The sequence below is a fragment of the Streptomyces sp. NPDC058051 genome (assembly GCF_042885475.1).
Classification (GTDB): Bacteria; Actinomycetota; Actinomycetes; order Streptomycetales; family Streptomycetaceae; genus Streptomyces.
The window spans coordinates 1-20,726 of sequence record NZ_JBHVRW010000026.1; the positions used below are offsets into that span (position 1 = coordinate 1).

18 protein-coding genes are annotated in these 20,726 nt (G+C 69.4%); 8 read left to right on the forward strand and 10 right to left on the reverse strand.

Going from position 1 to position 20,726, the window contains the following annotated elements; all coding sequences use genetic code 11:
- Positions 1-704 precede the first annotated feature (704 nt).
- The 3 genes from ACFVUT_RS30410 (at position 705) to ACFVUT_RS30420 (ending at position 2,440) form a co-directional block, all read left to right on the forward strand.
- Positions 705-1,649 (forward strand): aminoglycoside phosphotransferase family protein, encoded by a 945-nt coding sequence (locus tag ACFVUT_RS30410; protein ID WP_389656384.1) that lies wholly within the window; start codon positions 705-707, stop codon positions 1,647-1,649.
- 303 nt (positions 1,650-1,952) lie between these two features.
- Positions 1,953-2,201 carry a hypothetical protein gene (locus ACFVUT_RS30415; protein ID WP_389656387.1) on the forward strand — a complete coding sequence of 83 codons (249 nt, stop codon included), beginning with the start codon at positions 1,953-1,955 and terminating at the stop codon, positions 2,199-2,201.
- Positions 2,198-2,440, forward strand: coding sequence for a hypothetical protein (locus ACFVUT_RS30420; RefSeq protein WP_389656390.1), 243 nt, complete (start codon positions 2,198-2,200; stop codon positions 2,438-2,440). The genes ACFVUT_RS30415 and ACFVUT_RS30420 overlap by 4 nt, the downstream gene beginning before the upstream one ends.
- Before the next feature lie 87 nt (positions 2,441-2,527).
- Here the strand turns inward: ACFVUT_RS30420 and ACFVUT_RS30425 are convergent, their stop codons facing one another.
- Positions 2,528-2,875 (reverse strand): SCO0607 family lipoprotein, encoded by a 348-nt coding sequence (locus ACFVUT_RS30425; RefSeq protein WP_389656393.1) that lies wholly within the window; start codon positions 2,873-2,875, stop codon positions 2,528-2,530.
- Between the two features lie 100 nt (positions 2,876-2,975).
- A complete protein-coding gene (locus ACFVUT_RS30430) occupies positions 2,976-3,770 on the reverse strand; it encodes a hypothetical protein (protein WP_389656396.1) in 795 nt (264 codons plus the stop codon).
- A gap of 185 nt (positions 3,771-3,955) precedes the next feature.
- Here ACFVUT_RS30430 and ACFVUT_RS30435 point away from each other — a divergent pair, with 185 nt between their 5' ends.
- On the forward strand, positions 3,956-5,086 hold the full coding sequence (locus tag ACFVUT_RS30435; RefSeq protein WP_389656398.1) for a phosphotransferase family protein: 1,131 nt from the start codon (positions 3,956-3,958) through the stop codon (positions 5,084-5,086).
- Positions 5,087-5,232: 146 nt separating this feature from the next.
- On the opposite strand, the gene ACFVUT_RS30440 is transcribed toward ACFVUT_RS30435, so the two are convergent.
- The 3 genes from ACFVUT_RS30440 to mshA all read right to left on the reverse strand — a co-directional run bounded on the left by ACFVUT_RS30440 (position 5,233) and on the right by mshA (position 9,191).
- Positions 5,233-6,999: a glycosyl hydrolase family 28-related protein gene (locus ACFVUT_RS30440; RefSeq protein WP_389656400.1), complete on the reverse strand. Its 1,767-nt coding sequence runs from the start codon at positions 6,997-6,999 to the stop codon at positions 5,233-5,235.
- A gap of 280 nt (positions 7,000-7,279) precedes the next feature.
- A complete protein-coding gene (locus tag ACFVUT_RS30445; RefSeq protein WP_389656403.1) occupies positions 7,280-7,846 on the reverse strand; it encodes a YbjN domain-containing protein in 567 nt (188 codons plus the stop codon).
- Positions 7,839-9,191, reverse strand: coding sequence for a D-inositol-3-phosphate glycosyltransferase (mshA, locus tag ACFVUT_RS30450; RefSeq protein ID WP_389656405.1), 1,353 nt, complete (start codon positions 9,189-9,191; stop codon positions 7,839-7,841). Before mshA ends, ACFVUT_RS30445 begins: the two co-directional genes overlap by 8 nt.
- A gap of 298 nt (positions 9,192-9,489) precedes the next feature.
- Here mshA and ACFVUT_RS30455 point away from each other — a divergent pair, with 298 nt between their 5' ends.
- The 3 genes from ACFVUT_RS30455 (at position 9,490) to ACFVUT_RS30465 (ending at position 13,459) form a co-directional block, all read left to right on the forward strand.
- Entirely contained in the window at positions 9,490-10,266 is a 777-nt protein-coding gene (locus ACFVUT_RS30455; protein ID WP_389656408.1) for a class I SAM-dependent methyltransferase, read from the forward strand.
- Positions 10,267-10,594: 328 nt separating this feature from the next.
- Complete coding sequence (locus tag ACFVUT_RS30460; RefSeq protein ID WP_389656411.1) at positions 10,595-11,674, forward strand: NlpC/P60 family protein; 1,080 nt, start codon at positions 10,595-10,597, stop codon at positions 11,672-11,674.
- A gap of 369 nt (positions 11,675-12,043) precedes the next feature.
- Entirely contained in the window at positions 12,044-13,459 is a 1,416-nt protein-coding gene (locus ACFVUT_RS30465; RefSeq protein ID WP_389656414.1) for a PP2C family protein-serine/threonine phosphatase, read from the forward strand.
- 63 nt (positions 13,460-13,522) lie between these two features.
- Here ACFVUT_RS30465 and ACFVUT_RS30470 read toward each other — a convergent pair whose 3' ends face one another.
- The 5 genes from ACFVUT_RS30470 to ACFVUT_RS30490 all read right to left on the reverse strand — a co-directional run bounded on the left by ACFVUT_RS30470 (position 13,523) and on the right by ACFVUT_RS30490 (position 20,078).
- The gene (locus ACFVUT_RS30470) at positions 13,523-13,861 is read right to left on the reverse strand and encodes a DUF2516 family protein (protein ID WP_389656417.1); all 339 of its coding nucleotides are present in this window, start codon (positions 13,859-13,861) and stop codon (positions 13,523-13,525) included.
- Positions 13,862-13,993: 132 nt separating this feature from the next.
- Positions 13,994-14,686 carry a hypothetical protein gene (locus ACFVUT_RS30475; RefSeq protein ID WP_389656420.1) on the reverse strand — a complete coding sequence of 231 codons (693 nt, stop codon included), beginning with the start codon at positions 14,684-14,686 and terminating at the stop codon, positions 13,994-13,996.
- 27 nt (positions 14,687-14,713) lie between these two features.
- Positions 14,714-15,199 (reverse strand): helix-turn-helix domain-containing protein, encoded by a 486-nt coding sequence (locus ACFVUT_RS30480; RefSeq protein WP_389656423.1) that lies wholly within the window; start codon positions 15,197-15,199, stop codon positions 14,714-14,716.
- 194 nt (positions 15,200-15,393) lie between these two features.
- The gene (locus tag ACFVUT_RS30485; RefSeq protein WP_389656426.1) at positions 15,394-19,758 is read right to left on the reverse strand and encodes a trypsin-like peptidase domain-containing protein; all 4,365 of its coding nucleotides are present in this window, start codon (positions 19,756-19,758) and stop codon (positions 15,394-15,396) included.
- Positions 19,719-20,078 (reverse strand): CU044_2847 family protein, encoded by a 360-nt coding sequence (locus ACFVUT_RS30490; RefSeq protein ID WP_389656429.1) that lies wholly within the window; start codon positions 20,076-20,078, stop codon positions 19,719-19,721. The genes ACFVUT_RS30485 and ACFVUT_RS30490 overlap by 40 nt, the downstream gene beginning before the upstream one ends.
- A gap of 136 nt (positions 20,079-20,214) precedes the next feature.
- On the opposite strand from ACFVUT_RS30490, the gene ACFVUT_RS30495 reads away from it, so the two are divergent.
- On the forward strand, positions 20,215-20,475 hold the full coding sequence (locus tag ACFVUT_RS30495; RefSeq protein ID WP_389656432.1) for a hypothetical protein: 261 nt from the start codon (positions 20,215-20,217) through the stop codon (positions 20,473-20,475).
- Positions 20,476-20,726: the final 251 nt, after the last annotated feature.

Below are 20,726 nucleotides of genomic sequence, written 5' to 3' on the forward strand. Positions count from 1 at the left end.
CACCGAACTCCACGACGCCTTCGTCTCCCTCGCCTGCAGCCTCATCTGCTACAGACGCCTCAAGAAAGCCCGCTCATGATCGTGTTACGAGCTCTATGAGGGCTACAAGCGCTGCGGCCTCGCCTCAGCTGCTCTCCGGTCTCTACGGCGGGCTTACCCGGGATTCGAGTGGCACACAGGTGGTGGGCACTTCCGCGAATCCGCACCCTTCTGGGACGCCGTTGGCGTAGACGTGCCTGGGGGCTACACCCAGCAGGATAGGTGTCTTCACGTGGAACCATGGCAAGCGTGAGCGGGCTCCTGAAGCGGTGTTCGGGCGCCTCAGGCTGGGCCGTCTCTGGGCCGTCCGAGGCTGCTCAACGGCACCCGATAACGACCAATGGCGACCGCTCACCCCGAGTCGATCAGCGCCTCTACCTGCGAAAACCCTGGTCGGCGAGATATCCCGCAAGACCCAGGGCAAGAAGAAGTAACGCTGTAGCTGGAAGCCCCCTGCCTGCGGATTCCCGTCAGGCAGGGGGCTTTTCCGTGGGCCCGGGCATCCCGTGGGGCCTGGGCCGCCCGTGGGCCGCCAGTCCCCAGGAGCGCTGCCGCCGTCGGCGACGGGAACGCGCCGAACGCGCAGGCACAAGGCTGCTGCCCGGCGGCGATAGTGGCCGGCTCGGGCATGGTGGCGGCGGCAGGCCGGCGCATAGGGTGCCCGGATGATCGAGGTACCGGAGGCGTTCGCGCGGAGCACCCTTGAGCGCGAAGGAGAGCTCGGCGCGGCGTGGCTCGGCGAACTGGCCGGGATCGTGGAAGACGTGCTGGGGCGCTGGGATTGCGTGCCGGACGGGAAGGTCATGCACGGGGGTGTCGGGGTCATCGTCCCGGTGCGGCAGCGGACCGAGGGGCGGGCCGAGGGTACCGCTGTGCTGAAGGTGTCCTTTCCCCACTCCGGCAACGTCCACGAGCCGGACGCTTTCGCGGCGTGGGACGGGCGCGGAGCGGTCCTGCTGCGCGAGCGCGACGACGAGCGGTTCGCGATGCTGCTTGAGCGGGTCCGGACGTCCACCCTGGCCGAAGTCGAAGACGGCGACGAGGTGGTGACGGTCGCGGGGCGGATCAGTCGCCGGCTGGCCATCCCCGCGCCACCGGGCCTGCCCCGGCTGAGGGAGCGGGCCGATGCCTGGGAGGAACAACTGCGCAAGGACGCTGAGGAGCTGACGCACGCACTGCCGCGCTCCGTGGTGGACGCCGCCGTGGCGACCGTTCGCGAACTGGGTCGCGTCCAGCCGGACATCCTCGTCCACGGTGACCTCCACGCCAGGAACATCCTGCGCGCCGACCGTGAACCATGGCTGGCCGTCGACCCCAAGGGATATGCGGGAGATCCCGCTTACGACGGCGGCACGCTGCTCAAGTCGCGCGCGCCGACGCTCCTTGAGGCGAACGACCTGCGCAAGGCTGTCCATCGAGCCCTGGACGTCTTCGCCGAGGCCGCGGAAGTCGAGCCCGAACGCGCCCGGCGCTGGGCCCAGTTCCATGCCGTCCAGGCCGCGTTCTGGGGTCGCCGCCACGGATTCCGCGTCGCCCGCAGCGGCCCCCAGTTGGACTGGCTCACCGCGTTCGCCGACCGACTGGCGGAGTTGCTCACCGAACACCCGTAGGTCGTGGTCTCGCACGTCGGGGGCGGAGACAGGTGCGGCCACGCACCTCAACCGGGCCGGTCGCGCACCGAGATGGCACCGGTCACCGAGCAAGTGGCCGGTCATCGCCGGGATCCACTGGACCATCCGGACGCCGACGCCTTCGACAGACACCATGACGGGCCGTCACGACAGCGCCTCATCACGCGGGTTCTGCGCCCGCACCCGACCCTGGCGCTAACGTGTCCCGTGCACCGGCCCGCACGTGAAGGGACCGACCGGACGGGCCGTGCGCAGAGAGCAAGGAGAGCGGGGAGAGCAATCATGGGCGAGCCCCTGAAGACCTTTGTCGGCGGCGCCGAAGTCGACGTGCCCAACAGCATTCCGGCCATCCGGGCCGCGCTGCCCGAGGAGCGGCGCGAGGAGTTCGACCGCGCCATCAACGAGGCCGGCGTGGGGGAGATCCAGGCGGTCATGCGGCACTGGATGCTGGAGGCCGTACCCGACCCGGAGGCCGAGAAGATCCTGGACAGGCTGGCGCAGGACGAGGCCGAGAGGCGGACCGTCGCTTGAGCTTCCGCATCTCCTACGCCCCACCCGCCGACGACACCCTGGCCAAGATGCGCGACGGCGAGGTCTTCCGCGACGAGATGGCGCGCACCCTGGGCCTCGACCCGTACGGGCACGGGTCGTCGGCCGTCAAGAGCGAGCACGACCGCCGCGAGGCGACGGTCGCCGGGGCGATCGTGCTCTATTACGTCTCCGGGTCGGTCCTGATCGTCACCGTGGTGAGGCTCGTCCCGCTGCCGTGAACCGGCGCCGAGAAGCCACTTCGGATGTCCCGTCCCCGGATGTCCCGTCCCTCGGACGCCCGGACGCCTGGACGCCCGGGATCCGTCTCACTCCCCGGGGTAGCCAGGGGCGTCGGTGATCTTTCCGTTCTCGTCCACGGTGTGGGTCTCCCAGTACGTGTACCACTTGTCGTCCACATGCTTCGGAACCTTGCCCTCCGGGTATCGGGTGTATCCCTTCGGCGGTTCCTCGTCGTTGGACACGCACGCCGACCCGGTGCTTCCGACGGTCAGGACCGGGTACTCGCCGTCGCTGCAGACCGCGTCCTCGGTCGAGCAGCCTGCGGTGAGCAGCGCCACGGCCACCGAGGCCAGGGCGAGGCCCACTGCGGACCGGCTCGGACGGCGTCCGCCGCTCGCGGGCCTCACGTGATGACGTCTGCTGGTTCCGTACATGGTCGACTCCCCCTGGGTGGCTGGTGGATCCAGCTTGCCCGGAGGGGGAAGAACCGATCATGAGTACGAGTACTCACGGGTAGCGGGTCGCGTACCCGAGTCAGGCCAGCTTGGCCGCCTGGCCGTCGACCAGCGCGGTCGGCAGGCCGTAGTCCCCCGGCTCACCGGCCGCCTCGGCCAGATTGAACGCGGAGAAGGAGGCGACCGTGGCACCCTGACGGAAGGCCACCAGCCTGAACGAGACCTTCTCGCCGTCCTGTTCGACCGTCACCGTCCAGGCGAGAGCTTCCTCCCCCGCCTCGACCTGCTCCTCGGTGATCTTGCTGACCTTCTGCTTCTCACCAGCCGCTGTGAAGCCGAAGCCGCCGGAGCACTCGGTGGCCGCGGTGCGCAGGCCGGCGATCGTCTCCTCGGCGGCCTTGCCCTCGTACGAGGCGAGATTGATCTGCGTCGTCGTGATGTCGAACGCCGCCGCGAACGCCGCGTCGATGTCCTCGCTGTCCTCGCTCTCCTTGCTGCCCTTCTTGGGCTCGCTGATGGAGTGCCGCTGAGTGGAGACGGCGGGCTCGCCGATCGCCGTGCCCATCAACGCGCGGGCGAACGAGGTGCAGGCCTCCTTGTCCACGGTGATGTCGTCGGCGGCGATGATGTCCTTGGCCGCGGCCTTGGTGATCTTCTCCCCCTTGACGTCGCCCTGGGCCAGCGCCGCCTTCTCCAGCTCGGCCGCCGTCAGCACCTCGGCAGCCGGCTTCGCGGCAGCGGACTCCTTGCCCTTGGCGTCCGCCTTGTCGCCGTCACCGGAACCGGAATCCGAGCCACCACAGGCGGTGGCGAGCAGAGCCAGGCACACTGCGCCGGAGGCAAGGGCGGTACGGCGTATGACAGTGGATCGCATGGTCCGGATCCGTCTCTCTGAGCTGGGAACTTCGGGTTTTGCACACTCTAAGAGCGAAAGTTTGTTTGATGATCAATCAATGAGGGCATCCGATGCGATCGTGACGGCGCTGTGATCTTTCTGTGAAAGGTCCGCCCCGTCCTCACGAGCTGCGCCGAATGCCGACACAGGGGGCACATTCACTCATGCAGACAGATGACGCAACGTCCGCAGTTCTTCGCTCCGTTGGCCTGACGGACGACCGGATCACCGCGGTCACGCCTCTCACCGGCGGCACGTTCAACGCCGTCACCCGGGTGACCCTCACCGACGGCGGCGACTGGGTGGTGAAGATTCCGCCGCCCGCGACCGACGGCACCCTGATGAGTTACGAACGCGATCTGCTCGTCAACGAGGTCGAGTTCTGCACCCGCGCCGGCGCGCCGGACGTGGTCCCGCGTGTCCTGCACAGCGAACTCGACCCGACCGCGCCGACCGGCCCGTTCGTGATCATGTCGGCCTGCCCGGGCCGGCCCTGGTCCGCCCTCACAAACGCCACAGCCGAGCACACCGAGCGCACCACGGCCGGGCACACCACGTCCGAACACACCACGTCCGAACACACCACGGCCGGGCACACCACGGCCGGGCACACCACAGTCGAGCACGCCGAGCACACCGTTACCGACGCCGAGGAGCGTCGGCTCAGGAACGAGTTGGGCCGGATCGTCGCCCGCCTGCACTCCGTCGCAGGCCCTGGCGGATTCGGTTATCCGGCCGGGGCGTTGGGCCCGCTGTCCCCGACCTGGCGGCAGGCGTTCACGGCCATGACCGACGCCGTACTCGCCGACGCGGACACCTACCGCGCCCGGCTGCCGCGCCCGACGGCCGCGATCCGAGCGGTTCTCGCCGACGCCTCGCCCGTGCTCGACGACGTCACCCGGCCCGCCCTGGTCCACTTCGACCTGTGGCAGGGCAACCTGCTCGTGGCCGGGGAGCCCGGCGCGCGCACCATCGGCGGGATCATCGACGGCGAGCGGATGTTCTGGGGCGACCCGGTGGCCGACTTCGTATCGCTCGCCCTGTTCACGGACATCCAGGAGGACGAGGACTTCCTCGCCGGGTACGGGGCCGGCCGCGGGCAGCCCGTGGTGTTCGACGCGTCCGCACGGCTGCGGCTGGCGCTGTACCGCTGCTACCTCTACCTGATCATGCTGGTGGAGACGGTCCCGCGCCGCGTACCCCAGGACCACCTGGACTGGGCGTGGAAGGAGGTCGGTCCGCAGCTCGAATCGGCGCTGGACAACGTGGAGTCGGCGCTGCGGGCACGGGGCTGAGGACCACCGGCCCGCAGCACCCGCACCGTCAGCCGACCACTGGCCACAGCGCCCGCACCGTCAGCCGACCACTGGCCACAGCACCCGCACCGTCACCCTGCCGACGCACACAGCACCCGCACCATCGCCCTGCCGACACCCGCACCTCAGCCGCCCAGCGCCCGCTGGGCGTCGTGGAGGTTCGGCGGCCGGACCGCCTCCGGTGTGCCGTACGCCTCCAGCCGCGTGTGCAGATCGCCGGTGAAGTCGGGGACGTCGATCTGGTCGAACTCCGTCACCTCGCTGACGCCGACCGTCGCGCTGTACGGGGCGAGCCCGTCGATCCGCATCAGGCCGGCCCGGCCGTTGGTGACCCGGATGTTCCAGTGCGTGAAACGGGCGCCGAAGAGCGGCCCGGCGCTCGCGTCGCCGCCGTGACGCCCGTTGTTCTCCACGGTGATGTCGGTACGGACATTGGCGAACGGCATGCCCCGGTGGGAGTCGAACGTCCCCATCTCCATCACGCCGCGCGACCAGACGTTGTAGCTGGACAGGCCCTCGACGTTGATGCCGTGCAGCTGCGTTCCGGCAGGCGCCGGAACGGTGCGCCGGGCGATGGTGAAGTCCTCGACCAGGTTGTCGTGCGAACCCTCACGGCAGTAGTACGGGTGGTGCGAGCCGCGGCCCTCGACCCGTGTGCGGCGCAGCGTGCAGGCGGACGCGCCGATCAGGCCGAAGCCGTTGTCGACATGGCGCACGGTGATGTCGTCGGCCCAGCAGTCGTACGCGCACTGGAACGCGACCCCGTTGTACCCCTTGTCGAGCAGATGCTGCTCCTGCGGGGTCTCGACCGCTTCGAGCGTCAGGCCCTCGACGCCGGAGCCGGTGAGCGGGGTGACGAGCGTGGTCAGGCGCGGATCCCACTCGGGGCGGACATCGAGCGGGAGCGGGCGCTCCAGAGTGACCCGGTGGCCCCGCACGGAGGTGATGCGGACCGGCCACTCGTAGGGCACGTACGAGGTCAGCTTGGTCTTGTCGTCCCAGTAGTACGCCTCGGGACCGGGGCCGCCGCCCGCCATGTGCTCCAGGAGCGTGTGGTCGGCGTCGTCGGCGAGACGGAGCAGGACGAGCCCGCCGCGCTTCAGGTTCTTCGTGGACGCGACGGTGATCGACCGGTCACCCCGGCGAGCGGGGGCGACCGCCGTCAGCGTGCTCCACTCGTCCCGGCTGTTCCCGGTCCAGCCCTCGAAGGGCCAGGCCCCAGCCCTGATCGCGTCGGTGAGCGAGGCCCAACGGCCCTTCGGGCAGAGCCAGATCAGGCCGCCGGCCCAGGACCAGCTGGACTTGTCACCGCCATAGCGGCTGCCGTACACACCGATCAGCTCGGTGAGGCTCCTGGTCGCGTAGAGCTTGGTGCGCCCGCTGCCCGCGCCGCGCACCACCACCTTGCTGTGGCCGATCCGGATGATGTCGTCGATGCGGTACGTGCCTGCGGGAATGAGCACCGTGCCACCGCCACGCTCTCCGGCAGCGGCGATGGCACGGTTGATCGCGGGGGCGGCGTCGGCGGAGTTGTCCGGCTTCGCGCCGTAACTCCGGACGTCGGCGACGAAGCCGCGGTCCGTCCGGCGGGGCAGGTCACGGCCGCCGCGGTAGCCGGCCCGGCCGATGAACGGGATCTGCGGGTGGGTGAAGGGGGCCGCGGCGAACTCCCGCCAGAGGGGTGTGGCGCGCGGGGCGCCGACCGCGGACGCCTGCCCGGTCGCGGTACCGGCCTGCGTGGCCGCACCGACCCCCGTGACGGCTCCGCCCGCGGTCGGACGGCCCGCGGCGCATGCCGTGCCGCCTCCGATGACGCCGGTGGCCGCTGCCGCGGCGACGGCCACCGCGCTGCCGAGCAGTCCGCGTCTGCTGATGTTCCCCATGGTCGCCATGAATCCGAGCCGCCTTTCATACATGTGAACGACGTTCATATCTGAGTCGGCGGTGAGCATGCCACGCCGCCCCGGCGCGGCGAAAGAGGCGTGCAGCGGGGAATCTTCGGGCGCGGTGGGGAACCCTCGGCCACATGGATGAACGTGTACACGTGCAGAGGGATGCCTGGAGGGCACGCGGAAGGACGCACGGAAGGGCACACCGAGGGGCACACCGATAGTGCATGGAGGGACCGTCGGCGCGACCTGCGGGGCTGTCAGCCGGACCGTGACGCGGGAATCAGTCGACGGGGCGTTGAGTCAGATGTGTGAACGCGTCCAGGTTCCGCGTGGACTCGCCGCGCGACACCCGCCACACGTACTCCTTGCGGATCGCGCTCGCGAAGCCCAGTTCCAGCAGGGTGTTGAACGAGCCGTCGGCCGCTTCGAGGACCGTGCCGAGCAGCCGGTCCAGCTCCTGCGGGGAGACCACGGAGAGCGGCAGCTTGCCGACCAGGTAGATGTCACCGAGCGGGTCGATCGCGTAACTCACGCCGAAGAGACGGAGATTGCGCTCCAGGAGCCAGCGGTGGACCGCCGCGTCGTTCTCGTCCGGGTGGCGGACGACGAAGGCGTTGAGGGAGAGCGAGTGCCGGCCGACCCGCAGCGAGCAGGTGGTGGACAGCTTGCGCGTGCCGGGCAGCGTGACGACATAGCTGCCGGGCTCGGGACTCTCCCAGGCGAGCTCGGCGTCCTTCAGGGTCGACTCGATGATCCGCGCGACCTGCGTGGCCTCGGAGGACGGCGCCTCCGCCTGCCCGGCCCGCGCGACCTGCGCCGTCACCGCTTCATCGGGTACGTCAGCCATGGTGCGAGCGTACGCGACGGCGGCGTTCCTGCATCGCGGCCGTGTACACGTCGGCCGTCGCGGACGCGGCGGTGTCCCAGCCGAAACCCTGGGCGTGCGCAGCCGCCGCCGCACCCATGCGGGCGACCAGGTCCGGCGCCTCGGCGAATCGGCCCAGCGCCCGTGCGTACGCCTGGGGGTCGTGCCCGGGTATCAGGAAGCCGCTGACGCCGTCCCGCACCGCCACCGGAAGACCGCCCACGGCCGCCGCGACGACCGGGGTGCCCGCCGCCTGCGCCTCGATGGCGACCAGGCCGAAGGACTCGCTGTACGAGGGCATGACCAGCACGGACGCGGCCCGGAACCAGTCGGCGAGCCGATCCTGTCCGACCGGCGGGTGGAACCGTACGACATCGGCGATGCCCAGCCGCGCCGCCAGCTTCTGCAGCCCCTCCGGCTTGGCGAGCCCGCTGCCGCTCGGTCCGCCGACGACCGGTACGACGATCCGGCGGCGCAACGAGGGATCGTGGTCCAGCAGGGCGGCCACGGCCCGCAGCAGCACATCGGGGGCCTTCAGCGGCTGGATGCGGCCGGCGAAGAGCGGGATCAGGGCGTCCTGCGGCAGCCCGAGGCGTGCCCGGGCCGCGGCGCGCCCGTCGGCGGGGCGGAAACGGTCGAGGTTGACCCCGGGGTGGACGACGGCGACAGTTCCGGGATCGGCGTCGTAGAAGCGGATGAGCTCGTCCGCTTCCTCGGCGGTGTTCGCGATCAGCCGGTCGGCCGCCTCGACGATCTGGGTCTCGCCGATGACGCGGGCGGCGGGCTCGGGGGTGTCCCCCGCCGCGAGCGCCGCGTTCTTGACCTTCGCCATGGTGTGCATGGCGTGGACGAGCGGAACGCCCCAGCGCTGGGCGGCGAGCCAGCCGACATGGCCGGAGAGCCAGTAGTGGGAGTGGACCAGGTCGTAATAGCCGGGGCGCTGACCGGCCCATGCCTGCATGACACCGTGCGTGAAGGCGCAGAGCTGGGCGGGCAGCTCCTCCTTGGCCAGGCCCTCGTACGGCCCCGCGTCGACATGGCGGACCAGGACACCGGGCGACAGCTCGACCTTCGGGGACAGCCCGCCGGTCGTCGACCGGGTGAAGATCTCGACCTCGATGTTGATCGCGGCGAGGCGCTTCGCCAGCTCCACGATGTAGACGTTCATGCCGCCCGCGTCACCCGTGCCCGGCTGGTGCAGGGGCGAGGTGTGCACGGAGAGCATCGCGATACGGCGGGGCCTGCGCTGGCCGCCGGGAAACGCGGCGGGGAACCTGAGGCGCGGCGCGACACGGCTGCTGCCGAGCCGGGAGACGTACTGACTCACGTCGTCCGGTCCTCCTCAACTCAGGGCATGACACTTGAGGGACGCGAGCCCCTTCGGGGGCTGCAACATACGAATTCCCGCTTTCATTTCCGCTTTACCAAATCATTACAATGCGGGGCGCGGTGCGCCGGGGGCGTATGCAGGGCGCGGAACGGGCACCGGGGCGCGCGCCTCCGCCGGTGCACCCGCCTCCGCCGGGGCGCGTGTTCCCGTCCGGGCGCGTACCCCCGCCAGGGTCCGGGCCGGTGCCCTCCGCCCGCGCCGCCTCCCGGCCCACCGCATCGTTACGCTCGCTGTCATGCGCCCCATCGGCACCGCGACCCGCGGGACCACCAATCCGAACCGGCTCCGCCGCATGGACCGCTGGATCGCCGACACCCACGGCCCGGCCCTGCGCCGCGCCGCAGCCCCCGTTGCCGTGGACCTCGGCTACGGCGCCGCCCCCTGGACCGCTGTCGAGCTGCTGCACCGCCTGCGCACCGCCGAACCGCGCACGTCGGTGGTCGGCATCGAGATCGACCCGGAGCGGGTCGCGGCGGCGCGACCGTACGCACGCGAGGGCCTCACCTTCCTGCACGGCGGCTTCGAGATCCCGCTCCCCGCGCGCCCCGACCTCATCAGGGCGGCGAACGTGCTGCGGCAGTACGACGAGAGCGAGGTCGCAGCGGTCTGGCAGCGGCTGTGCGCGCGCCTCGCGCCGGGCGGGCTGCTGGTGGAGGGCACCTGCGACGAGATCGGCCGTCGGCACGTATGGGTGGCACTCGGCCCGGAAGGCCCGCGCACCGTGACGTTCGCGACCCGGCTCGCCTCCCTGGACCGCCCCTCCGACCTCGCGGAACGCCTTCCCAAGGCCCTGATCCACCGCAATGTGCCGGGCGAACCGGTCCACGCGTTCCTGCGGGACTTCGACCGCGCGTGGGCCGCCGCCGCTCCGTACGCCTCACTGGGCGCCCGACAGCGCTGGATCACGGCCGTGCGTTCACTGTCGGGCGACTGGCCACTGGCGGACGGGGTACGGCGGTGGCGCCAGGGCGAAGTCACGGTGAAGTGGACCGCCCTCCAGCCCAACCGATAGCCCCACCCGCACCGGACAGAGCCCGACGGGACCGCACCGGGGGAAGCGAGCCGGAACACGGACGGCGACGTGGGGGCGAACACCGAGGAGAACGCGGACGGCGACGCGGACGAGAACACGGACGGGAACACGGACGGGACACCGTTCGTCGAGACCATAGGGGGGCGGTTCCCCGGGCGCGAGGGGTAGCGCCCGGAGCGCCGGCTGACCCATGTGACCGTCAAGACATCAGGTGTGCGCCTCTGTTGCTTTTCGGTACGGCATGGCACGATCTCGACATCGGCAACAAGTTACTGACGGTAAATCAGATTCATTCGGGGGGAATCTCTTGAACCGACGTCATCTTGCCGCAGCCGCGATCACTCTGGTCTGCGCGCTGGGCGTGCTCACCGCACCGGTCCAGGCCTTCGCCGCACCGGCACCGCCTTCGTCCCCCTCCGCGACGCCGTCCCCGTCCGGCTCGACGACGCAGAAGAAGAGCCTCGAAGAGGTACGCAAGGAGATCGACGACCTCTACCACAAGGCCGGGGCGGCCACCGACGCGTACAACCTCGCCGAGGAACGCGCCAAGAAGCAGTCCGCCGAGATCGTCAGACTGGCCAGGGCCATCATCGAAGGCCGGTCGAAGATCGCCGAGCTCAAGGCCCAGGCGGGCGCCCAGGCCCGCGAGCAGTACCGCTCGGGCGGACTGCCGCCCGGCGCGCAGCTGATGCTCAGCGACGACCCGCAGCTCTTCCTGGACGGGGTGGGCCGGATCAGGGAGGGCCAGCAGGCCGCCGAGGGCGTGCTCGGCGAACTGACCAGGACCCAGCAGGACCTGGAGACGTACACCCAGGACGCGAGCACCAACTGGAAGAAGCTCGAAGCCGACCGCCTCAAGCAGGCCGCGTACAAGAAGGAGATCAACGCGCGGATCGCCGCGGCGAAGAAGCTGGAATCCCAGCTGGAGAAAGAGGAAAAGGCCCGCCTGCTCAAGCTGGAGCAGGAGGCCGCGTACAAGCTGCAGACGGCCTGGCTCAGCTCCGGCGCCCTCAAGGACATCAACCGCGAGGCGAGCGCGAGCGGCAAGAAGGCGGTGGCCTTCGCGACCGAACAGATCGGCAAGCCGTACGTGTGGGGGGCCGAGGGCCCAGGTTCGTACGACTGCTCGGGACTGACGTCACAGGCCTGGGCGTCGGCCGGCCGGCCGATCCCGCGCACCTCGCAGGAGCAGTGGCGGCTGCTCCGCCACATCGCCATCAAGGACATGCGCCCCGGCGACCTCATCATCTACCACTCCGATGCCAGCCACGTGGGCATGTACGTCGGCGACGGTGCGATCATCCACGCCCCGCGCCCCGGCCGGAACGTCACACTGGCCGGCGCGGGCTCGATGCAGATCCTCGGAGTGGTCCGCCCGGACAAGTGACACACGTCCGGACAGCGGAACCCACGGAGCCACCCCATGGAGCCACACGGAACCACCCCATGAAGCCCTACGGAGCCGCACGGAGGCTTACGCAACCGCACGGAGCCTTACGGAGCCCCCGAGGGAGTGACCCGCACCACCCATGCCCCACCACCCCACGTGACCTTTGTCATGCCGCGCAACCCGCCCTCGGCTTCGTGCATCGCGCCGGATCCGTGACCTGACGCGGCTTATGGCCGTGCACGGGACAGCGGCCGACCGGGGGACGCCATTCCGTTCCCCCGTCGCGGACCGCTATGGTCCCCGTCTGGCGGGTCGTCGATCGTCGTTCCGCCGCGCCCTCGGGGGGAGGGAAGGAAGACAGAACCGATGCCCGTACCCGTACCGCAGCAGCGCGCCGTTCCCGCTGCGGAGGCCACCCATGGCGCCGACCTCACCCTCCTGGTGATCGAGGACGACCCGACGGGCACCTTCACCGTCCCCGAGCTCCCGGCCACGGCCGGCACGCGGGTCCGTGTCCGCAACGCCCGCAACCTCACCGAGGCAGGCCGGCTCCTCACGGACGACGTGGACTGCATCCTGCTGGACCTCGCCCTGCCCCTCGGCAGCGAGGCCCGCTCCGCCGCCACCGAGGAAGCCGACCAGCTCGCCACCCTCAAGCACGTCCTGCGGATCGCCCCGTGCCACGCCGTGCTCGCCCTCACGGCGGAGGACGACACCGAGCTGGCCGCCGAGGCGGTACGGGTCGGCGCCCAGGACTACCTCTTCCGCGGCGAACTCGACGGACGGCTGCTCAGCCGCGCCATCCGTTACGCCGTCGAACGCAAGCGCGCCGACGTCGCCCAGCACCAGCTCACCGAGTCCCGGCTGCGCGCCCAGGAGAACGCCCGCCTCGAACGCGGCCTGCTCCCCACCCCGCTGCTCGAAGGCTCCGATCTGCGCTTCGCGGCCCGCTATCGCCCCGGCCGCAGCCGCGCGCTGCTCGGCGGGGACTTCTACGACACGGTCCGTACGCCCGACGGCACCGTCCACGCGATGATCGGTGACGTCTGCGGGCACGGCCCGGACGAAGCGGCGCTCGGCGTCGAACTGCGCATAGCGTGGCGGGCATTGACACTGGCCGGGCTCTGCGGCGACGAACTGCTCTCCACCCTCCAGCAGGTCCTGGAGCACGAGCGGGAGAGCGAGGAGATCTTCGCGACGCTCTGCACCGTCGACATCGCCCCCGACGGTCGGCGCGCGGGCCTCTGCCTGGCGGGCCACCCCGCCCCGCTGATCGCCCGGCACGGGCAGGCCGCGCACCTTCTCCCCCACGAGGACGGCGGCCCGGCCCTGGGGCTGCTGCCGCGCAACGCCCTTCCGCAAGCTCTTCGCACGGGGAACACGCCGTGGCCGCGCCGACAGGTGGAGCTGGGCGACTCCTGGAGCCTGATGATGTACACGGACGGGCTGATCGAGGGCCGCGTGGGGCCGGACGACATCCGGCGGCTCGGCGAGGACGGCATGGTCGCGATGATCAACCGCCAACTGGCTCAGGGGCTCACCGGCGAGGATCTTCTGGAGGCGGCGGTCACCGAGGCGCGGGAGCTGAACGGCGGCGAACTGACCGACGATGTCGCGGTCCTGCTGCTCGACCGCGACGAGGAACACATCCGCCGACGGAGCCCGAACGGCAGCCGGGGCAGGAGCATCCCTCGCCCCCGCCCCGAACCGGCCTCACCCGCGACTCCCGCGAACGCCGAAGCCGCGACGAGCCCCGCGCACGCTCAACGCCCACCGCTGTAGGGACCGTGCGGCCCGTCGCTGCTCAACGCTCACCGTTGCAGTGGCCGTGAGCCCCGCACACGCTCAACGCCCGCCGTTGTAGGGACCGTACGGACCGTCGCTGCTGGAGCCGCCGCGTCGGCCGCCGCCACCACCGGAGACGGCCCTGATCGCGGGCCGTACGTCCACCAGGAAGACGATGGATGCGACCGCGCCCGCGAGTTGCAGGAACAGCATCGGCACGAAGAGATTCACGGCGACGGCAATGCCGAGAATGATCAGCCAGAAGGACTTCTTCTGCTTGTCCGCGGCCCGGTAGGCGTCCTCGCGCGCTGTCGCGGCCATGACCAGTGCGACCACGGCCAGGACGAGCATGGCCATGTAGAGCAGCCAGACGAGTGTGCTGAATCCTGTGAGCAACATGGTGTGCACCGCCTAATAAGTGGATGAGCGCCTCGCGGCCAAGGTACCGGGACAACGAGCCGGGCACCCCAAAAGGTGCCCGCCTCGCGCCCCGATACACCCTCCGGCTGCGACGCGCCGCGACGCCGGAACCTACTTCGCGGTCGGCGGAGTGGTCTTCTTCGCGGCGGGCTTGCGCGCGGGCGCCTTCTTCGCGGGCGCGGCCGGGGCCTTGGTCTCCGGCTTGACGGCCCTCGCAGCAGGCGCGGCCTTCGCGGGGCCCGTCTTCGCGGCAGGCCCGGGCTTCGCGGCGGGGCCCGGCTTGGCGGCAGGACCCGGCTTGGCGGCAGGCTCGGACTTCGCGGGGCCGGTGCCCGTCGGCCTGGACTCCTTGCGCGGCTCGACGACGACGGCGATCTCGACGATCTCGTCGGCCGTCTCACCGCGCCAGTTCTTCACGGTCTGCTCGCCGCGCTCGGCGACCTTCTCGTACGCCTCCCGGGCCCGCACGGCGTACTCCGCGGCCACGCCCAGACTGCGCAGCGCCAGGTCCTGGGCGTTCTCGCCCAGCTTCCGCAGATCGCTGTCGAACGACCCGATCACCTCGGTGACCTTGGCCTGCACGGTGGCCTGGGCGTCCTTGGCCTGCGAGGTCACCTTCTCCTGCACGGTCTTGGGGTCGGTGTTGCGCACGGCCTCGATGCGCTCCGGCGCCTCGGCACGCAGCTGCTCGATCAGTGCCGGGACCTTGCGCGCCTGCTCGACGGCGATGTCGGCCGTACCGGCGGCGAAGTAGAGGGGGGTCGGGTCGGTGAGGGTCTTGCGCAGGTCATCGGTGATGGCCATGACTGTGGTCCTCCCGGATCATCAGACTCAGTGTGAGGGTTTTGAAGGCTTTGAAGCTGTGCCGGCATCGCTGCCGCCGGCACCGGGGCGGCCGTCCGCACCGGCCCCCGATCCGGGCTCGCCGCCGGTCTCCGATCCGGCTTCGGCGCCGGATTCCGGTCCGGGCTCGAACCCGTTCTCCTTGCGGAAGGAGTCGTAGATCTGCAGCAGAACACTCTTCTGCCGCTCGTTTATGGACGGGTCGGCCAGAATCACCGCCCGCGTCTCCAGCTCCTCCCGCTCCCGCTCGTCCAGAATCCCGGCCCGTACGTAAAGGGTCTCGGCGGAGATCCGCAGGGCCTTGGCGACCTGCTGCAACACCTCGGCGCTCGGCTTGCGCAGCCCGCGCTCGATCTGGCTGAGGTAGGGATTCGACACCCCGGCGGCATCGGCGAGCTGCCGCAGTGACAGCTGCGCGTTGCGCCGCTGCTCGCGCAGGTACTCACCGAGATTGCCGACGTTGAGTGATGCCATGAACCGATAGTGCGCCACCCCTGCTAACTTTTGCAAGCACTCGCTTGCAAAAGTGCGCCACACCACCCGCACGGCCCTGTGGGACACGGCCCTGTGTGTCCGTTCCCCGTACTTGTGCAGGGTTCCCGGTGGATCCGCTCGGTGAAGTGATCGGGTTCCGATCCTTCTGCACAGTGAGGTCTCTTGCGGTTGCCCTACGGACGTCGCGCGGCGAGGACGCTCCCTGTATGTGCGGGGCGGCGGCGGAAGACGGCCACGTCGTTGCCCATGCATACGACGAGGTCTCCGTCAGGGGTCGGCGTGACCGCTCGGGGACGAGGCACTGGGAGAAGCCCGGCAGGCTCGCCGGTACGCAGATCCCACACTCGCACCGTGTCGTCGCGTCCGGCAGTGACGGCGACCGGTGTTCCGTCCAGCACAGTGCACACCACCGCGTCTACCCAGCCAGTGTGGCCTGCGAGGGGACTACTGAGTGGGGTGCCGGTGGCCAGATTCCATATCCGCACCGTGCCCTTGGTGCTACCGGTGACAGCGACGAGGGTGCGGTCCACCACTGCGCACGCCATGCTGAAGACTGGACCCGGGTCTCTGAGCAGGGCTCTGCCGACACACTCACCGGTATCCAGATTCCAAGCCTCCACGAATTTTTCATCGCTAGTGAGTGCGACCGGAATACCGGCCAGCACCGAGCATGTCACCGCATTCATATTGCGGGAGTGGTGTTTGAGTGATTCTCCGAATAGGCGGCTGGTGGCGAGGTTCCAAGCTCTCACTCCTCCAAGCATTTGATCCCCCATACAGACCGGGGTATCGCCTATCCACGCGACGGCCCGAACTCTGTCTCCGTCAAATTGACGTGACCCGACAGGAGCGCCGGTGGCCAGATCCCACACCCGCGCGGTACCCCAGTGGTTCCGATGCGAGTGGTCATAGCCGCCCGTAATGGCCAAGGACGTGCCGCCCGCCGTCGTGCACGCGATATCAAACACCCGGCGGGTGTGGCTGCTGAAGGGCTCACCGAGGCTGGTGCCGGTGCTCAGGTCCCACACTCGTACTGTGCCGTCTTCGCCAACGGTGGCGGCTGCCGGGGTGCCGCCCATTGCTGTGCACGCCGCCGCTGTTACCTGGCCTGTGTGCCCCGGGCGGGGCTTCCCCAGGGAGGCACCTGTTGTCAGGTTCCACACCCGCACGGTGCCGTCGTTACTTCCCGTAACGGCAACGGGGATGCCCTCCACCACTGCGCACGCCACTGAGTTCACTTGTTCGGTGTGCCCAGTGAGCGGTTCGCCGCGTTGAGTGCCGGTGGCCAAATCCCACACCCGCACCGCGTTTTCGTGGCCGCCGGCGATGACTACTGGGGTGCCCTCCACCATCGCGCATGCCACCGCCCTCACTTCTTGGGTGTGGCTCCCGAGGGGTTGGTCAAGCTGAGTGTCGGCGGCCAGACTCCGTACCCATAGTGTGCTGCCGGCAGTGACGACGACCGGCGTGCCATTCAACACCGTGATGGCTGCGTCGCGGATCTGGCTAATGTGGCCCATACGGCCTGAGAAAGGCTGGGAAATAGGGGTGCCGGTAGCCAGATCCCACGCCTTCATTCTTCTGTGGTCGGAGACGTCAGCGAGAACTACTGGGGCACCCTCCAGAACTGCGCATGTGATGCGTCTCACCCGGGTGTTGTCTGCGAGAGGTTCACCAAACGGTGTGCCGGTGGTCAGGTTCCACGCCTGTACCGTGTCACCGCCGTAGACGTTCGGCCGCCCTTGCAGCATGCTCCGGTCGTAGCTGGGCGCTGCCATCACCGCCGAACCAACATTCCACCTCTGCTTGCTCTGCTCGCTGTCCTCGCCGTAGGCGATGACAACGACCGGAGTACCGTTCACCACCGTGCACGCCGCGAGGATCGTGTCGGTGTGGCTGACGATGGGCTTACCGAGGGGTGTGCCAGTGATCAGGTTCCATACCCGCACCGTCTTGTCGTATCCCATGGTCACGGCGACAGGCGTGCCGTCCGGCAGCGTGCACACGGCTCTGCACTTCGGGATGGTGCGGCGGGTCAGTGGGGCGCCAGTGGTCAGGTCCCATGTCTCTGCCGTGCAATCGCTACCGAAGTTGAATATGGACTCGGCGGCGATAGCGATGGCGACCGGAGTGCCGTCCAGCACGATGCATGTGACATGGGACACCGGGCCGGTCTGGCTGGTCAGGGTATCGCGGAGAGCGGGAGTGAAGTCGCTGCCAGTCGCCCACAGAGGCGCCCAGTCGCCTGCGGGGATGTGATTGACCAGTCGGCACTTCAGAGAGGTGGCCCCGGCGCGTGCAGCATCGAGGGCGAGTGCTTGACGGCGTACGCCCGGGGTGGAAGTGGCGTGGACGCGAAGTGAGGTTCGGTATACGGCCGCTGCCAACCGAGCGGGCTCGCTGCGGACTCGGTCCAGGTACCGGGTCAGGCCGCGAGGAGTGGCGTGGACGAGGTACTCGGTGTCGCTCGTCAGGAGATCGTCGAGCTGTCCTGCGGCGGTTGCGTGACTGGCTAGATAGTCGCATGTATACGCATCGGCCTCAGCCCAGTTCCGCTCCCCGTTGCATACGGGTACAGCCTCCATGAGAGCGGCTGTGATATCAGCCTCGGGTGCGACACGCTCGCACTCTTCTCGCAGATGTTGGTCGAGAGCGTCATGGTAGAGCCGATAAGCCTGCGTCTTCGAACTGGCGTTGATCCGTTCGACGAGGTAGTGCGCCGCGCTCTCAAAAATCATCTCCTGGTCTTCGGCCCTGTGCCGTACGCCGCGACCAAGTGCGTCCGCCATGCGCAACCAGGTGTCGCCGAGGGGCAGACCGTCGCCGCGGGCATAGGCCAGGGCGGTGAGCAGGCGCCTAAGCTTCGGCGTGTCGACGCCGCAGGTGTCGAGGTAGGCGTCCATCGCGTCGCCGACAGTAGTGGGCAGCTGGTTCTCCCAGCTGGGTTCGCCAGGGCTAGGGCCCTGCTCACCGCGGCGGATCAGCCAGCCTGTGGTGAGCTGGGCGATCAGGAAGTTGTAGCGTGCCTTGCGCGCCACGGCCTCCCCGATCGCGGACAACTGGCTCGGCTCGTAAGCGTGGTACTGGGCCGCATCCGCCTGCTCGCTGGTCAGACGGCTTATTACGTACTCGGTGATGTCCGGGCGGTGCAGAAATTGGCTGTCTTCCAGGTCGATCAGATGGGCGTCGCGGCCGAGCCTGGTAAGGATCCGTGCCCGGGTGGTACCAGCGGGCGCTGTGCGTACGGCTGCCAGCACTCGAACCCGGCCCGTGTTGGTCAACTGCCGCAGCAGGGCCGCAATCTTCTGGGCTTCTTCCAGGGTGGCGGCCTCCTCCACCGCGTCCGCCAGTACCGTAATCCGTTCACCATCCGGGTACTTGCGCACCGCCGCCAGTAGTTTGCTGGATTCGCTCCCGTCTACGTCCAGCGCGAGGGCCAGTTGTGACGTCACCTCATCACAGGTTTGCCCCCTCAAGTGGAGTGCCACGTCGAAGGCCCCGATCGGCGGGCGCGGGTCCGTGAGGTCGGTGTAAGGCACTGTTTCGGCCAGAAGTGGATCGGCCGAGACCAGCGAGTGCGCAAGGAGCGCTGATTTGCCGCTGCCCGGGCCACCGGTCACAAGCAGGATCGGCTGCTTGGCGTGGGCCGGTTCGCTGCCTTTCAGCCAGTCGCGGATAACGCGGCGGGCCTCGATACGGCCGGTGAAGAACCACTTCCAGGTGGGGGAATCGGGCTCAGAACCGCGCGCCCGGGGGCCCCAGTGCGCGTCGTAGCTCGGCTCCAGGTCCAGCCGCCAGCGGCAGTTGCTGCGTACCTCGGGCCAGAGCGTCCGGAGGTAGGACATGGGCAGCATGTGCCCGGTGCGGGTCTCGCGCTTGTCGCGCACCACGACGATGCCGACCACGGCCTCCCTGTTGTGGTCGAAGACGGGCGCGCCGGAGAAACCCATCTCGATCGCCCAGCCGGTCGCGCTTTCCTTGTCCAGCTGTACCCATGTCCCCTCCTTTCCGCTGGCTCCTCTCAGCACACCGTTCGCCTGTCGCGCCACAGGATCCCCGTCGGGGAAGCCGTGGACGGAGAATCGGTGACCATCCAGCGCGGGTGGACACGCCAGCGGCGCCGGGGTGAAGTCCACGGGCGACTTCAGTTCCAGCAGCGCCACGTCGCCGGAGTCGTTCGCCGCTTCCAGGAGTGCTTCGTCGCCGGAGCGGTCCGCCGGGATCGGCACCCAGCCCACGAGTGTGCCCCGCATGCGTTTGCCGGCAATTCCGGGCTCTCCAGCGAAGGGGAATTCGACCTCAACCTCGTCGACATGCGAGGACAGGCCAGGGCCAGGCGCTGGAAGCGGTCGGCCGAGCTGCTTTTCCAGGACGTGGCCGCAGGTCAGCACATGCCGGGGCCCAACGAGTACTCCGGCTCCCGCGACACTCTCGCCCCGCGGGTGCGGAAACCGGACCAGCCACGGCGGACGTTCCGCGAGCTGGCTTGCCAGGCCGGTCATGGGCCCGGGGCCGTCGTCGCGGCCGTGTTCCGCCACACCACCTTGACGGTCAGATGCGCATTCGTTCCCGCCGACACCAGCGTCGCGCCAAACTTCCCGTCGACTGCCACCCCGAAGGTCACCTCCACCTCCTCGGGCGGTGGGTCGATTGCGCGCAGCTGGGCCAACGCCCCCTCGGCCACCGATCGCACGCCCGCCAGGGCGCCCTGCCAGGTATCCGTCGCCGCCCGGGCGATCCGGTCCCCGGCGCCGGCCCGGACCAGTCCGCTGTCGCCGTTGTCACGTGTCCCGTCAGGGACCTCAACGTAGACGCGTCCGTCCTGGCCAGCCGCGAACTCCACTACCGTCACGCGCATGCACCTCCGTGGTCAATGGTCAAGTGTTCCATCCGGGCTCTGTTCGAGGGGAGTTGATGAGCTGACCAAGGTCAAAGCGCGTGTCGACGAGCGGGAGTACATCGCCACCTAGCCAGAGTTCGTCACGCTGCTGGGCATGGTGGCCGATCCTGCTTGGCGGACACTACGGGCGCCTCGCCGATGGGCGAACCTCAGCCAGCACCGGCACACCATCGACGCCGTCTGCACAGAGGCCGAGCGCCGGCTGAACGTCCCCACCCTTCGCGAAAGGCTCCGATCCCACGCCTTCTCCAACGACGCCCTCTTTCGCTGGACCGACTCCCTGGGACGATCACTGATGCTGGTGACGACGCCGGACGACTACGACGCCCTACGGGATGAGTCCCACCAGAACTGAAAAAGTCCAGGTCACAGCCCCACCGCCCGACAGAACAAATGGGACCACCCCAGCTGTCCCCGCAGGCAGGCTCACCACCGTTCAGATCCACCGGGCCGCCCGGCTTCGGAACCGTCCCAACGGAACTGACAAGGCCCAGCTCGGAGACACCTCATCCATTCAGATCTTTTGGGAACGGACACTGTGGGACTGAGCACGGTAGGTGTCGTATGTGCACGACACCTGTCGTCAGCCGGGTCCGGCCTCCTGGT